Source organism: Mesorhizobium sp. M0139, assembly GCF_040322455.1.
GTDB lineage: Bacteria > Pseudomonadota > Alphaproteobacteria > Rhizobiales > Rhizobiaceae > Mesorhizobium.
Genome location: NZ_JAMYTN010000025.1, coordinates 44,647 through 58,481, shown reverse-complemented (window position 1 = coordinate 58,481; position 13,835 = coordinate 44,647). Strand labels below are relative to the sequence as shown.

The following is a 13,835-nucleotide window of genomic DNA, read 5'->3' as shown; positions in this document are numbered from 1 at the left end:
GGGTGGGGTTTTTTTTTTTGTGTGCGTCGTTTGCGTGGGGCCGCCCCCCCCCCCGCGGGGTGTGGTGTGGGAGCCCCCGGGGGGGGGGGGGGGCCGCGGCGCCGCCCCCACCCGGCTGCTTCGCAGCCACTTGCCGGGGCGAGCCACGGGTCTCGCCCGTCCTTCGGACCCCCACAAGGGGGAGGGTAAAGTCTATCCCACCCCTACATATCGGCGCACCGCCGACGGATCGGCGCGAAGCTGTTCGACATCCACCGTCTCGCGGTTACGGCCGTTTTCGATGAAGCAGACGCGGTCGGCGACCGACAGCACGGCATCGACGCGCTGTTCGACCAGAATGGTGGAGACACCAAGCTCACGCAGCTTGACCACCGTCTCGCGGATCTTGGCGATCATCGACGGCATCAGCCCCTCCGTCGGCTCGTCTAGCAACAGCACCTGCGGCTCCAGACAAAGCGCGCGGGCCATGGCCAACATCTGCTGTTCGCCACCGGACAAAGTGCCGGAGCGCTGCCGCAGCCGCTGGCGCAGCAACGGGAAGAGGTCGAGCACGCTCTCGCGCGTCGCTCTTCCCTTGCCGCGCGCCATCAGGCCGATCTCGATGTTTTCCGCCACCGTCATCTCGGCGAACAGCCGCCTGCCTTGCGGCACATAGGCGACGCCGGCCTTGGGCACCTCATGCGCCGGCAGGCCGGTCAACTCCTTGCCGGCGAGCCGGATCGAACCGGCGCTCGACCGAACCAGCCCCATGATCGCTTTCAGCGTCGTCGTCTTGCCGGCGCCGTTGCGACCGAACAGGCACAGCACCTCGCCCTTGTTGAGCACTAGGTCGAGCCCATAGAGCACCTGAACCTCGCCATAGAAGCAGTCGAGCCTGGAGATGGTCAGCGCTTCAGTCTTGTGGGCTTCAGTCTTGGGGGCCTCAGTCTTGGGGGCTTCGCTCATGGCGCCGTCCCCAGATAGGCTTCCTGCACCTGTGTGTTGGCGCGAACCTGTTCGGGCGTGCCTTCGGCCAGGATCCTGCCGGCGTTGAAGACCGTGATGCGGTCGGCCAGCTGCATGACGACCGGCATGTTGTGCTCGATCAGGAGCACGGTGGCGCTCTTGGCAATCTCGCGCACCAGTCCGATGAAATTGTCGATCTCGCTGTCGGCCAGCCCCTGCGTCGGCTCGTCGAGGATCAAAAGCCGCGGCTTAAGCGCCAGGCCCATCGCGACTTCCAGCAGGCGCTGGTGGCCGTAGGAAAGCTGGCCGGCCGGCATATGGGCGCGGCCGGCAAGTCCGGTGCGTTCCAGTGCCGCCATGACGCCGGTGCGCACCGCACCTTTCGAGCGGCCGTCGGTCAGCGTGCGCTGCACCGGCAGCGCGACATTATCGTAGGCAGAGAGGTTGGCGAAGACGCTGGTGATCTGAAAGGTGTAGGCGATGCCCTGGCGCACCCTGAGATAGGCCGGCTGGCTGGTGATGTCGGCGCCGTCGAAGACGATCATGCCGGACGATGGCTGAATGCGGCCGCTGACCAGGCTGACGAAGGTGGTTTTGCCGGCGCCATTGGGCCCGATGACGGCGCGGATCTCGCCCGGCATCAGCTGGAAGTCGACACCGTCGACGGCGCGCAGGCCGCCGAAATTGCGCGCCAGGCCTTTGGTGGTCAGCAACGGCATCATGGCAGCCACCCGAGCCAGCGCTGGCGGATGGTGCCCAGAATGCCTTTGGGGAAAAACAGCACCAGCAGGATGAGCGCAATACCGACGATCAGGAGATAGGCGGAGGTGTAGCCGCTGGCGGTGTCGATGACATAGTACATGAACACCGTGCCGAGCAGCGCGCCCAGCGTCGTGGCGGCGCCGCCGAGCAGCACCCAGAGCAGCGGCAGGATGGAATACTGCACCGAGGCAAAGCTCGAGCCGACATAGCCGAACAGCAGCGCATAGGCCGCACCCGAGGCGGCGCAGATGGTGCCGGAGACGACGACGGCGATCAGCTTATTGGAGAAGGTGTCGTAGCCCAGCATTTTCGTGCGCTCCTCGTTCTCGCGCACCGCGACCAGCACGCGGCCATAGCGGGAGCGGACGATGGCGAGGGTGATCAGCAGCACGACCGAGAACAGCGCCAGCGCGCTCATGTAGCGCACGGTCGGGTTGGTTAGGTCGAGCGATGTCGCGCCGAAGGCCAGAACTCGCGCCGGCTGCGGCACGACCAGACCCTGGTCGCCGCCGGTCCAGGCGGCGAAATAGAGGATGACGAGGTAAAACACCTGCGCGAACATCATGGTGACGATCATGAAGGCGACGCCGGTGGTGCGCAGCGCCAGCAGGCCGATCACCAGTGCCAGCAGCGCGCCGCAGGCGATGCCGGCGAGGAAAGCCAAAGGCACGCTCCAGCCGAGATGGATGACCGGGAGACCAGCGCCATAGAGCCCGGCGGCGAAGAACATGGCGTGGCCGAGGCTGAGCAGGCCGACATAGCCGAACAGCATGTTGTAGCCCATGGCGAACACCGCCAGCACCATGATGCGGGCCAGCAGGCCATGATGGTAGTCGGGCAGGACGAAGCTCAGCGCAAACAGTAGCGCGATGACGCCGAGATGCAATGCATAGGCTTTTGCCGGCGAAGCTTCGCTCATCGCGACGCCTGCCCGAACAGGCCCTGCGGCCGGAATACCAGCACCATGGCCACCAGCAGCGTGGCGATGATCTTGGCCAAAGTCGGCGAAAAGAACACCGAGATGATGCCGTCGGACAGGCCGATCAGCACGGCGGCGACGACGGTGCCGCGCAGCGAGCCGAGGCCGCCGATGATGACGACGATGAAGGACAACAGCAGCGGGTCCTGTCCCATCAGATAATGCGCCTGACTGATCGGCACGATCAGCACGGCGGCGATGGCCGCCAGCATGGCGCCGAGCCCGAAGACGCCGGCATAGACGCGGTCGACCGGAATGCCGAAGGCCTGCGCCGTCTCGCTGTCATATTGGGTGGCGCGCATGATGAGGCCGATCTTGGTGCGCGTCAGCACCAGCCAGGTGGCGATGAGCAGAAGGGCCGAAGCGGCAATGATCGACAGCTTGTAGCCGGAATAGCCGAACCAGGGCAAAAGGATGCGGTAGCTGAAGGGCGGCTCCACCGGGCGGGCTTCCGGGCCATAGAAGCTCAACGCCAGCTGCTGGATGATGTAGAGCATGCCGATCGTGGCGACGATGGTGGCTTCCGGATTGTAATTGAGCCGGCGCAGCACAAGCCGCTCGGCTACCAGCGCAATGGCGCCGACAATCAGCGGCGCAATCACCAGCGCCGCCAGGAAGCCGAGCGTGGGATGGCCGGGTATCGCCGTCGAGATCGCCCAGGCCAGCACCGCGCCCAGCATGAAGAACTCGCCATGGGCGACGTTGACGACGCGCATGACGCCGAACACCAGCGACAGCCCAAGCGCCGTCAGCGCCAACACGGCTGAGGTGACAAGGCCTTCGAGGGCGGCGAGGAGGAGATGGGGTCCGAAATGCATTCAGGGCGCCCTTACCCTCCCCTTGTGGGGAGGGTGACCGCGCAGCGGTCGGGTGGGGGTTGGGCACGGGCCGTCGCGACCCCCACCCCGTCTCGCAAGCTTCGCAAAAGTGCGAAGCTTGCGTGCTGACCCTCCCCACAAGGGGGAGGGTAAGGCGCCTCACAGCGCCTGCGTCGTATAATCCCCTTCGGCCTCGTAAAGCCCGTCCTCGATCTTGGTCTTGTGGACGACCTTCATCTTGCCGCCTTCGACCTTGGAGATGTTCTGGATGCCAAAACACTGGTGGATCTTGCCGTTGAAGGTCTTGGGGCCTTGCGGATGCTCCGGGCCTTCGGCGAATTCGGTCAGAGCCTCGGTCGCCTCGACCAGCTTGGCGCGGTCTTCCGGGCCCTTGTAGCCGGCATCTTCCATCGCCTTCTTAACGACATAGAGCGTCTCCCAGCAGCCGAACATGTGGGCGGCGGTGGAGACGTCCTTGGGGTCGCCGACGGCAGCCCCATTGTCGTCGATGCCGACAGCGGCGCGGTAGGCTTTCTGGGCGGCCGAGTCATTGGCCTGCGCATAGCGCGGCGAACCTTCCCAGAAATGGCTGCCGTCCAAAAATTCGAGGCCGGGGCTGTTGATGTCGGTGGCTTCGAGCGAATCGATGAAGCCGAACAGTTGCGGCCGGTTGGAGCCGTAGAACTCGCCGAGTTCCTTGACGAAGGTGAGCACGGCCGGGCCGACCATCACGTGGTAGATGACTTCGGTCTCGGCGGGTATCTGCGGGAAGTATTTCGTGAAAGACGACTCTGTCGGCGGGATGGCGATCTGGGCGATGACCTCGGCGCCTTGCGCCTTCAGCGCCGGCGGCAGGTAGTCGCGATGGTCGTAGCCGAAGGCGAAATCCGGGAAGATCTGCGTCACCTTCTTGCCGGCATTGGCCGCGATCCACGGCGCCATCGACTGGATCTGGCTCTTCACATCGGTGATGCCGGGCTGGAAGACGTAGCGGTTGAGCTTGGTCGAAGCGACGTGGTGGCCTTCGCTGACGACGAAATAAGGGATCTTGTTTTCGCCGGCGGCCGGCGCCGAGCCGATCACCACATGCGAGAACAGCGTGCCGAAGACGATGTCGGTCTTGTGCTGGGTGGCGAACTTGCCGACCACCTCGGCGCCACGGCCGGGATCGGTGCCGTCATCCTCGATCACCAGTTCGACCGGCCGGCCGTTGATGCCGCCGGCATCGTTGATCGCCTTGACCGCGGCGGCACTGGTCTTTTCGTACCAGCGGCCATAGGCGGCGCCGATGCCGGTGCGGTGCGACTGGAAGCCGATCTTGATTGGCGCTGAACTCTGCGCCTGGCTGTAGCGGACGAAGCCGGGCGCGAGCGTCAGCCCGGCGCCGGCGGCGAGACCTTTCAGCGCGGTGCGGCGGCTAAGGGTGGATTTGGAGAGATCGAAAAACCCATTCTTGTCAGTCACGGCAGTTCCCCTGTTTTTGAGTTTTGACTGTCTGTAACGAGGCAAGGCCACTCCCTTGCAGGAGGGGCAGAAATTGCATGTGTACAAACTAAATCACCAAAGCACAGAGCTTGCAAGCGGGCTTTCCGCAAAGGCATGTTGATCAGCTTGTCTCATCCGGCCGTCGGCGTGGCAAGCAACCACAGGCCGAAGATCGTGTAGGCAATCATCAGCATGGTGAGCGGCAACTGGCTGAGGGCGGCGCGCGATGGCACCTGGTGCAGTCGCCAGGCCAGTCCATGGGCAACGAGCACCGCCAGCATATGGCCGGCGATGATGATGCCGGCCTGCAGGTTCCACAGCCACCAGGCGGAGTGGGCCCCGGCGACGATGCCGGCCTCGATCTGCATGTCGGCGGCGCCGAACAGGTTCCATCCCAGCGCGAACGGGTCGGACAGAGCGGCGATCGCATACTGGCCGTCGACCAGCAGCGCCGTCAGATAGTGCGCGACATGATAGGCGAGCGCGATCGGCACGATCGACCACACCAGCAGCCCGGCGGCCTCGCGGAGGGAATGTCGGCTGCCGGCGAGGCGCTGGCCGAGGATGACGGCCAGCAGGAATGCCGCCGCCAGCAGAACGAAGGTCAGCACGAGGCCGAAGCTGCTAATGCCGATGAGCGCGGTGCGGCCGGGATATTCCAGCGGGTTGATGCCGGACAGGCCGAGCCAGAAGAAGGTTTTCGACAGGCCGTCGAAGGACACCGATGACAGGCTGAGCAGCAGGAAAGCGATGCCGCTTGCCGGCAGGGGTGCCGCGCCGAGCAGTTTTGAGCCCGGCCAGCAGAGAGCGAGCCGCCCGTGTTCATCGCGCTCGACGATGGCGAAGCGCGCCACCATGGCGAAGAACACCGTCAGGAATTCGCCGCGCCGGCTCCAATCGCGGTAGCCGAAGGCGAGCATGGCGATGAAGGTAAGCAACCAGTAGAGGCCGGCGGCATAGGCCAGCCGCGCCGGGTCGTCGGGCGCCGGGTCGATCAGCTCGAACCAGGCAAAGGCGAAGAACAGGATAACGGCTGGCCAGCAGCCGAGCCATGAAGGCAAACGCGATTTCTGTCCCTCACCGCCACGAAGCTTGAACAGGCGGCTTACGATCCGCCACGGGCCATACCATGGATTCGGCCACGACCAGACATCGCCGAACAGGCCTTGCGCGATGGCAAGGCCGACCCAGAGCAGCGTCCAGATGGTCAGGGGCAGCGGATTGGAGAGCGGATCGCGGCTGCCGAACAGGCCGGCGGCGATGAGCGTTGCGAAACCGGCAAAGGAGATGAGGCTGATGATTGTGCGAGGGGTGTCGGCGAATGGGAAGAGCGGCAGGCGGCGGCGCCAGAAGCGGTCGAGGGTTGCGGGTGGCAGCAGGGCGAGGACGAGGAAGCTTACCGCGACGGCAAGCGCGCCGCCGGCGATGTAGTAGCCGGTCGGGAGGAGGAGGACGTGGCCGCGGTCGGAGGCGTGGGCGAAGGCAGGGGTGGGGAGGAGTGTGAGGGTGGTGGTGATAAGGGTTGGCCGGTGACAGCCGCGCTCTACGACGCCCCCCTCTGTCCTGCCGGACATCTCCCCCTCAAGGGGGGAGATTGGCAGTTGCCCTGCCGGCGCTTCCTTTGCAACGTCGGAGATTAGCGAAGGCGGAGATGACGGGGTAATCTCCCCCCTTGCGGGGGAGATGTCCGGCAGGACAGAGGGGGGTGGGCGGCAACTCACGCTATCGCGATTTCCATTTCGTCCAGCAAGGCACCCGCCGACCCTCAAACCTTGACCAGCTGCTCCACGCGGTCCTTCGCCCCAAAAATCCGGAGATAGCGCTCGATCTCCTTCTTGTCGCCCGTCGCTTTCGCCGGATTGTCCGACAGCTTCACCGCCGGCCGGCCATTGGCCTCCGTCACCTTGCAGACCAGCGATATCGCATCCAGGCTGTTGGTTTCGGTCGGCGCGCAGCCTTCGAAATCGTTGGTGAGGTTGGTGCCCCAGCCGAAGGACATGCGCACCTTGCCCTTGAAGTGCCTGTAGGTCTCCTCGATGGTTTCGACCTCGAGACCGTCGGAGAAGATCAGCAGCTTCTGCCTGGGGTCCTTGCCCTTCTCGCGCCACCAGTCGATGATTTTTTCGCCGCCTTCGATCGGCGGCGCGCTGTCGGGGCGGAAGCCGGTCCAGTCGGCGACCCAGTCCGGGGCGTCGCGCAGGAAGGATGCGGTGCCGAAAGCGTCGGGCAGCACGATCAGCAGGTTGCCGCCGTAATAGCGCTGCCAGTCCTGCAGCACCTTGTAGGGCGATTCCTTCAATTCCTTTTCCGACTTGGCAAGGGCGGCAAAAACCATCGGCAATTCATGCGCGTTGGTGCCGAGCGCTTCGAGGTCGTTGTCCATGGCCAGCAGCACGTTCGAGGTGCCGGTGAAGGCTTCGCCAATGCCTTCCTTGAGCGCCTCGACGCACCAGCGCTGCCACAGGAAGGAATGGCGGCGGCGGGTGCCGAAATCGGAGATGCGGATGCCGGGCAGCGCCTTCAAGCGTTCGGTCTTGGCCCACATCTTCCCCTTGGCGCGTGCATAGAGCACGTCAAGCGCGAAGGGACCGAAGGCGCGCATGGCGGCGCGGGAACGAAGCTCATTGATGATCGCCAGCGCCGGGATTTCCCACAGGGTGGTGTACATCCAGGGACCGCTGAAGGAGAGCTCGTACTGACCGTCGCGCTTGGACAGCTCGTAGTCGGGCAGCCGAAAACCTTCCAGCCAGGCGAGGAATTCCGGCTCGAAGATCTGCTTGCGGCCATAGAAATTGTTACCGCCAAGCCAGATCATCTCCTTCTTGGAGAAGCGCAGCGTGCGGGCATGGTCGAGCTGGTCGCGCAATTCGCCTTCGTCGATGTCGTCGGCCAGGCGCACCGAGGTGGTGCGGTTGATCAGCGAAAAGGTGGCGTCGACCTTGGGGTACATGCCCCAGATCATCTGCAGCATCAGAAGCTTGTAGAAATCGGTGTCGAGCAGGCTGCGGACGATCGGGTCCAGCTTCCAGGTGTGGTTGTAGACGCGCCGCGCTATATCGGTTCTTGCCATGTCCTGCCGTCGCCTTCGCTGCTCACGTCTTTCTTACGCAATTCCGGACGGGAAACCGCCGCACAGTTTTCCTGGAATTGCCGGGCAAGAGCTTATTAGCATTGAATTTTTGAAAGCGCCTCCCGCTTTCCGGGCTGGCCCGACAAAAAGCAGCCGCTCAGGTCCAGCCTCAACTCTTGGCGCCCACCACCCGCAGCGCCGGACGCTTCCTGCGGCTGCCGATGCGGCCGGCCACCGGCGCGTCGGCCCGGCTGTCGGCCTGTTCCTTTTCGGCAAACAGCCAGTCGACGAACAATTGCACGATAGGCGCCGAACGCATCTCGTTGCGGCAGACGACGTAGAAATCATCGACCGCCGGCACCGACAGGCTGAACGGCGCCACCAGCAGGCCCCTGGCGAGCAGCATGCTGGCGGTGACGGAATCGCCGAGAGCCACGCCATGTCCGTGCACCGCGGCTTCGATCGCCGTACGGGCGTCGCCGAGATGGTGGCGGCGGCCACGTTCGAGGTCGAGCCCATCGGCGGCGGCCAGCCAGGTGTGCCATTCGCGGCCATCATCGCCATGCAGGATGACATGGCCAGCAAGATCCCGGCAGATGCGGAGCGGCCGGTTGTTGATCAGCGTCGGGCTGACCACCGGGAACAGTTCGAGGCCCGACCATTTGCGCATCCAGCAATCGGTCCAGCTGCCGTCGCCATAGAGCACGCAGACATCGACCTGTGGGGCGCGGATGTCCTTGGGGTCGTTGGACGGGATCAGCGTCAACCTGATATCAGGATATTGCGCCATGAAGCTGCCGAGCCGCGGCGTCATCCACAGAAGCAGCAGCGCCGGCACGCAGGAGACCGACAGCGTACCGGCGCTGGCTGGCCTGGTCATGCGCTGGGTGGCGGCGGCGATGCCGTCGAAGGCGGTCGAGACCGCCGGCAGCAATTCGGCGCCGTGCGGGGTGAGCTTCACCCGCTGTCCGGTGCGTTCGAACAGTTTTACGCCGAGTGATTGCTCGAGCGCCTTGATCTGGTGGCTGATTGCGCCGTGGGTGACGTTGAGCTCACTCGCCGCCTTGGTCAGCGAGGCATGCCGCGCCGTCGCCTCGAAGGCGCGCAAGGGATTCAAGGGGGGCAGACGCTTGGCCATGAGCAACCGGATACTCTGTGAGATTTTCTCACAATCAGCACCGTAACAATATCAATTGATTTTTCAATGCGGCTGCCGGACACTTTGGCAGGTCAACAGCATCAATGACGTGAAATCTACAGGCAGCCAGCGGGACAGCGACCCGGCCGGATGATGGTCAGTTCGCAGATGTCGCCACGGCCGCATGCATCAGCCCGCAGGAGGAGACCGACATGGGTTATGACAGAGGCAAGCTGGAAGCCTTGCGCCGCAAGTATGGCGAGAGCCATGGCGGCGAGATGTTCGACCCGAAGTTCCGCAAGGTCGCGGACAAGATCTTCTCCAAGAGCGGCACAAGGCTGGCGCCCTATGCCGGCATCCCCACCTTCCTCGCCGCGCCCTACCGTGAAATCGCTGCCGACAATCCGGATTTCGGCGATTTGCAGGTGGCGATCATCGGCGTGCCGATGGATCTCGGCGTCACCAACCGGCCCGGCTCGCGCTTCGGGCCAAGGGCGCTGCGCGCCATCGAGCGCATCGGCCCTTACAATCATGTGCTGGAATGCGCGCCGACGCATGAGCTGCGCGTCGCCGACATCGGCGATACGCCGTTCCGCAGCCGCTACCGGCTGGAGGTCAGCCACGAAGATATCGAGCGCCGCACCAACCAGATCATCGATGCCGGCGTGCTGCCGCTCTCGGTCGGAGGCGACCACTCGATCAGCCATCCGATCCTGAAGGCGGTCGGCAAAAAGGCGCCGGTCGGCATGATCCATATCGACGCTCATTGCGACACAAGCGGGCTGTTCGACATGACCAAGTTCCATCATGGCGGACCGTTCCGCAACGCGGTGCTGGACGGCGTGCTCGACCCCACCCGCACCATCCAGATCGGCATCCGCGGCTCGGCGGAGTATCTGTGGGAGTTCACCTATGAATCCGGCATGACGGTCGTGCATGCCGAAGAGGTGACGGGTCTCGGCATCCCGGCCATCATCGAGAAGGCGCGCAGAATAGTCGGCGACGGCCCGACCTACATTTCCTTCGACGTCGACAGTGTCGATCCGGCCTTCGCGCCAGGCACCGGCACGCCGGAAATCGGCGGCCTGACGACGCGCGAAGTGCTCGAACTGCTGCGCGGCTTGAAAGGCCTCAACATCGTCGGCGGCGACGTCGTCGAGGTGGCGCCGCAATATGACGCGACCACCAACACCGCCCATGTCGGCGCCCAGGTCCTGTTCGAGATCCTGAGCCTGATGGTGTTCAGCCCGGCGATCACCGGCAAGGGGGCCTGACGGATTTCACATGCAAAGGCGGCCGCCGCGCTGGAGCCGGCGGCCGTTTCCAAAACAAACAAGCTTCCAGAAGGGGAATACCAATGACAATCCAAATGAAATCAACCATCGCCGCCGCGCTGATGCTCGCCGGCCTCGGCTTCGCCGCCCAGGCCAATGCCGACGCCGTCGACGACATCACCAAGGCCGGCGCCATCAATGTCGGCATCTTCTCCGACTTTCCGCCCTTCTCCTCGGCCAGCGCCGATATGAGCATCAAGGGTTACGACGTCGACGTCGCGCAGGCGATCGCCGATTCACTCAAGGTGAAGCTCAATCTGGTCAGCGTCACCGGCCAGAACCGCATCCCGTATCTCACCGACAAGCGCGTCGATATCCTGATGAGCGTCGGCTATTCCAAGGAGCGCGAGGAGGTGATCGATTTCGCCGCCGCCTATGCGCCCTACTACATCGCCGTCATCGGTCCGGCAGCGCTTTCGATCAAAGGCAAGGAAGATCTCGCCGACAAGTCGATCGCCGTCAATCGCGGCACGCTCGAGGATACGTCGTTGACCGAAGCGGCGCCGTCATCGGCCGACATCAAGCGCTTCGACAACTACAATTCCGTCATCCAGGCCTTCATCTCCGGCCAGACCCAGCTGATGGTGGTCGGCAATGATGTCGGCGCCCAGGTGCTGGCCAAGCAGGACGCGCTGAAGCCGGAGCAGAAGTTCCAGCTCTTGACCTCGCCTTCGCATATCGGCCTCAACAAAAAAGAGGACCGGCTGAAGACGGCGGTCAATGATGCGGTTGCCAAGATGCTGGCCAACGGCAAGCTCGACGAGAGCTCGAAGGTCTGGCTGAAGACGCCGCTCAATCCCGACAACCTCAAGGATTGAGTTCTCGTGGCTTTTGCCTGGCTCCCAGGTGCTGTGGGCGACATCGCGCGCGGCGCGGCCACGACGATCCTGTTGATCGTCGTGACCACGCTCGTGGGCACGCTGCTCAGCATCCTGGGCGCTGCCGGCCGGCGCAACGGCCCGGTATTCGTGAAGCGCGCCATCGCGGTGTATGTCGAGGTGATGCGCAACACGCCGTTCCTGGTGCAGCTGTTCTTCATCTTCTTCGGACTGCCCAGCCTCGGCATAAGGCTCGATCCGATCCTGGCAGCCATGTTGGCAATGACGCTCAACATGGCGGCCTACACCATTGAAATCGTCGGCGCCGGTCTCGATGCCGTGCCCGGCGGACAGACGGAAGCCGCCTTGGCACTCGGGCTTCGGCCACGCCAGGTGTTTGTCAAGATCGTGCTGCCGCAGGCGCTCAAGGTGATCTATCCGGCGCTGACCAGCCAGATCGTCATCATGATGCTGGAATCGGCCGTGGTGTCGCAGATCGCCGTGCGCGAGCTGACCTATGAGGCCGACATGCTGCAAGCCCGCACCTTCCGGTCCTTCGAAACCTATTTCGTCGTGACCCTGGTCTACCTCGTCCTGTCCATGGCCTTGCGCCGGCTGCTGGTCACAGGCGGGCGCCGCGTGTTGGGGGCAGGTGTCACATGATCGAATTCACCCTCTGGGACATCGTTCGCAATCTGCTGCTCGCCGCCCGCTGGACGGTGCTGTTGTCACTGGCCGCCTTCGTCGGCGGGGCGCTGGTCGGGCTGATCGTGCTGTTCTTCAGGATCGCAGAGAATAAATGGAGCCAGCGGGTCGCTTCCGGCTACATCGCCCTGTTCCAGGGAACGCCGCTGTTGATGCAGCTGTTCCTGATGTTCTTCGGCCTGCCGATGCTCGGCCTGCGCATCGAGCCATGGACGGCAGCGGTGCTCGGCCTGACCTTCTTCGCCAGCGCCTATCTGGCCGAGATCTGGCGCAGCGGCGTCGATGCGCTGCCGCTGGGACAGTGGGATGCCGGCGCCAGCCTTGGCCTGCACCGTCTGCAGGAGCTCCGGCTGATCATCCTGCCGCAGGCGTTCTCGATCACAAGGGCGCCGATCGTCGGCTTCCTGGTGCAGTTGATCAAGTCGACGGCGCTGACCTCGATCATCGGCTTCGAGGAGCTGGTCAGAACCTCCAACGCCATCAACAACGCCACCTTCGAACCGTTCAAGGTCTACGGGCTGGTGGCGCTGATCTTCTTCGTCATGTGCTTTCCACTGACGCAATACGCCCGTACGCTCGAACAACGAGCGGCGGCCCACTGACGTCAGGCGGCGACAGTGCGTGAAGGGAACCTGCCGGAATAGAACGGCATCAACTGAGGAGAAACCAGATGAACAGACTGATTGGAAAATCCCTGACACGGCGCGGCGTGCTTGGTGCGGGCCTCGCTACAGCCGGCGTGCTCGCCATGCCGTCGATCCTGCGCGCGCAGGACAAGTCGCTGAAGGTCGGCGTCTATGGCGGCTACTTCAAGAAATCCTTTGACGAGCACGTCTTCCCAGATTTTACCAAGGCCACCGGCATTGCAGTGGAATCGGTCGCCGAGCCGACCGGCGAAGCCTGGCTGGTGCAGCTCGAACAGGCGTCCAAGGCAGGCCAGGCGCCGGCCGACCTTTCGATGATGTCGCAGACCTCGACGCTGAAGGGCCAGTCGACCGAATTATGGACGCCGCTCGATACGTCGAAGTTCAAGCACTACAACGACCTCTTGCCGCGCTTCGTCAACAAATATCCGGATGGCCGGGTCGCCGGCATCGGCGCCGTCGCCTGGTGGATCACGCTGGTCTCCAACACCGATGTCTACAAGGATGCGCCGACCTCATGGGAGACGCTGTGGGACAAGGCCAATGAGGACAAGCTTGGCCTCCTGGCGCTTGCCTCGAACTCGTTCCTGCTCGAAGTGACAGCCAAGACCTTCATGGGCGGCACCAATGCGCTCGACACCGAGGACGGACTGAACAAGGCGTTCGAAAAGCTCGCCGAGCTCAAGCCGAATGTCCGGCTGTGGTATCGCGACGAGGCGCAGTTCGAGCAGGCGCTGAAATCGGGCGAGATCCCGATGGGCCAGTATTATCACGACGTCACCGGCCTCGCGGTCGCCGACGGCTTCCATGTCCGCTCGACGTTCCCGAAGGAAGGCGGCATCCAGGATTCCGGCAATTGGGTGCTGTCGCGCGCCTCGACCAAGGTCGACGAGGCGCATGCCTTCATCGACTATATGAGCCAGCCGTCGATGCAGGGCCTGATGTCGCGCAAGGTCGGCACCACGCCGACGCTGAAGAAAGAGGTGCTCGACCTCAAGCCGGAAGAGTTCGCCGCGGTGTCGTCGGATATCGATCCGATCATCCCGCGCTATGACCTCTATACGTCGAAGGCCGACTGGATCAACCAGAAGTGGACCGAGCTGATCGTCGGCTGAGCCGCCCGTTCCGCTTGAAAAC

General features: G+C 63.9%; 13 protein-coding genes. 5 read left to right on the top strand and 8 right to left on the bottom strand.

Going from position 1 to position 13,835, the window contains the following annotated elements; translation table 11 throughout:
• Positions 1-192 precede the first annotated feature (192 nt).
• The 8 genes from NKJ58_RS29130 to gcvA all read right to left on the bottom strand — a co-directional run bounded on the left by NKJ58_RS29130 (position 193) and on the right by gcvA (position 9,197).
• On the bottom strand, positions 193-945 hold the full coding sequence (locus NKJ58_RS29130; protein WP_352519373.1) for an ABC transporter ATP-binding protein: 753 nt from the start codon (positions 943-945) through the stop codon (positions 193-195).
• Positions 942-1,667 (bottom strand): ABC transporter ATP-binding protein, encoded by a 726-nt coding sequence (locus NKJ58_RS29125; protein WP_352519372.1) that lies wholly within the window; start codon positions 1,665-1,667, stop codon positions 942-944. Before NKJ58_RS29125 ends, NKJ58_RS29130 begins: the two co-directional genes overlap by 4 nt.
• Positions 1,664-2,626, bottom strand: coding sequence for a branched-chain amino acid ABC transporter permease (locus NKJ58_RS29120; protein WP_352519371.1), 963 nt, complete (start codon positions 2,624-2,626; stop codon positions 1,664-1,666). The genes NKJ58_RS29125 and NKJ58_RS29120 overlap by 4 nt, the downstream gene beginning before the upstream one ends.
• Positions 2,623-3,504: a branched-chain amino acid ABC transporter permease gene (locus NKJ58_RS29115; protein ID WP_023671284.1), complete on the bottom strand. Its 882-nt coding sequence runs from the start codon at positions 3,502-3,504 to the stop codon at positions 2,623-2,625. The genes NKJ58_RS29120 and NKJ58_RS29115 overlap by 4 nt, the downstream gene beginning before the upstream one ends.
• A 159-nt stretch (positions 3,505-3,663) precedes the next feature.
• On the bottom strand, positions 3,664-4,968 hold the full coding sequence (locus tag NKJ58_RS29110) for an ABC transporter substrate-binding protein (RefSeq protein WP_023671283.1): 1,305 nt from the start codon (positions 4,966-4,968) through the stop codon (positions 3,664-3,666).
• Between the two features lie 152 nt (positions 4,969-5,120).
• Positions 5,121-6,563 (bottom strand): hypothetical protein, encoded by a 1,443-nt coding sequence (locus NKJ58_RS29105; protein WP_023819734.1) that lies wholly within the window; start codon positions 6,561-6,563, stop codon positions 5,121-5,123.
• Between the two features lie 191 nt (positions 6,564-6,754).
• Complete coding sequence (gene pncB / locus NKJ58_RS29100; RefSeq protein WP_023683568.1) at positions 6,755-8,059, bottom strand: nicotinate phosphoribosyltransferase; 1,305 nt, start codon at positions 8,057-8,059, stop codon at positions 6,755-6,757.
• Positions 8,060-8,228: 169 nt separating this feature from the next.
• Positions 8,229-9,197 (bottom strand): transcriptional regulator GcvA, encoded by a 969-nt coding sequence (gene gcvA, locus NKJ58_RS29095; protein WP_023671280.1) that lies wholly within the window; start codon positions 9,195-9,197, stop codon positions 8,229-8,231.
• Between the two features lie 212 nt (positions 9,198-9,409).
• Between gcvA and speB the strand changes: the two genes are divergently transcribed.
• The 5 genes from speB (at position 9,410) to NKJ58_RS29070 (ending at position 13,813) form a co-directional block, all read left to right on the top strand.
• Positions 9,410-10,471, top strand: coding sequence for an agmatinase (speB, locus tag NKJ58_RS29090; RefSeq protein WP_023819733.1), 1,062 nt, complete (start codon positions 9,410-9,412; stop codon positions 10,469-10,471).
• An 83-nt stretch (positions 10,472-10,554) separates the two neighbouring features.
• Complete coding sequence (locus tag NKJ58_RS29085; protein ID WP_023711355.1) at positions 10,555-11,349, top strand: transporter substrate-binding domain-containing protein; 795 nt, start codon at positions 10,555-10,557, stop codon at positions 11,347-11,349.
• Positions 11,350-11,355: 6 nt separating this feature from the next.
• Positions 11,356-12,012 carry an amino acid ABC transporter permease gene (locus NKJ58_RS29080; RefSeq protein WP_023683571.1) on the top strand — a complete coding sequence of 219 codons (657 nt, stop codon included), beginning with the start codon at positions 11,356-11,358 and terminating at the stop codon, positions 12,010-12,012.
• A complete protein-coding gene (locus tag NKJ58_RS29075) occupies positions 12,009-12,656 on the top strand; it encodes an amino acid ABC transporter permease (protein ID WP_023711356.1) in 648 nt (215 codons plus the stop codon). The genes NKJ58_RS29080 and NKJ58_RS29075 overlap by 4 nt, the downstream gene beginning before the upstream one ends.
• A 68-nt stretch (positions 12,657-12,724) precedes the next feature.
• The gene (locus NKJ58_RS29070; RefSeq protein ID WP_023671275.1) at positions 12,725-13,813 is read left to right on the top strand and encodes an ABC transporter substrate-binding protein; all 1,089 of its coding nucleotides are present in this window, start codon (positions 12,725-12,727) and stop codon (positions 13,811-13,813) included.
• Positions 13,814-13,835 lie beyond the last annotated feature (22 nt).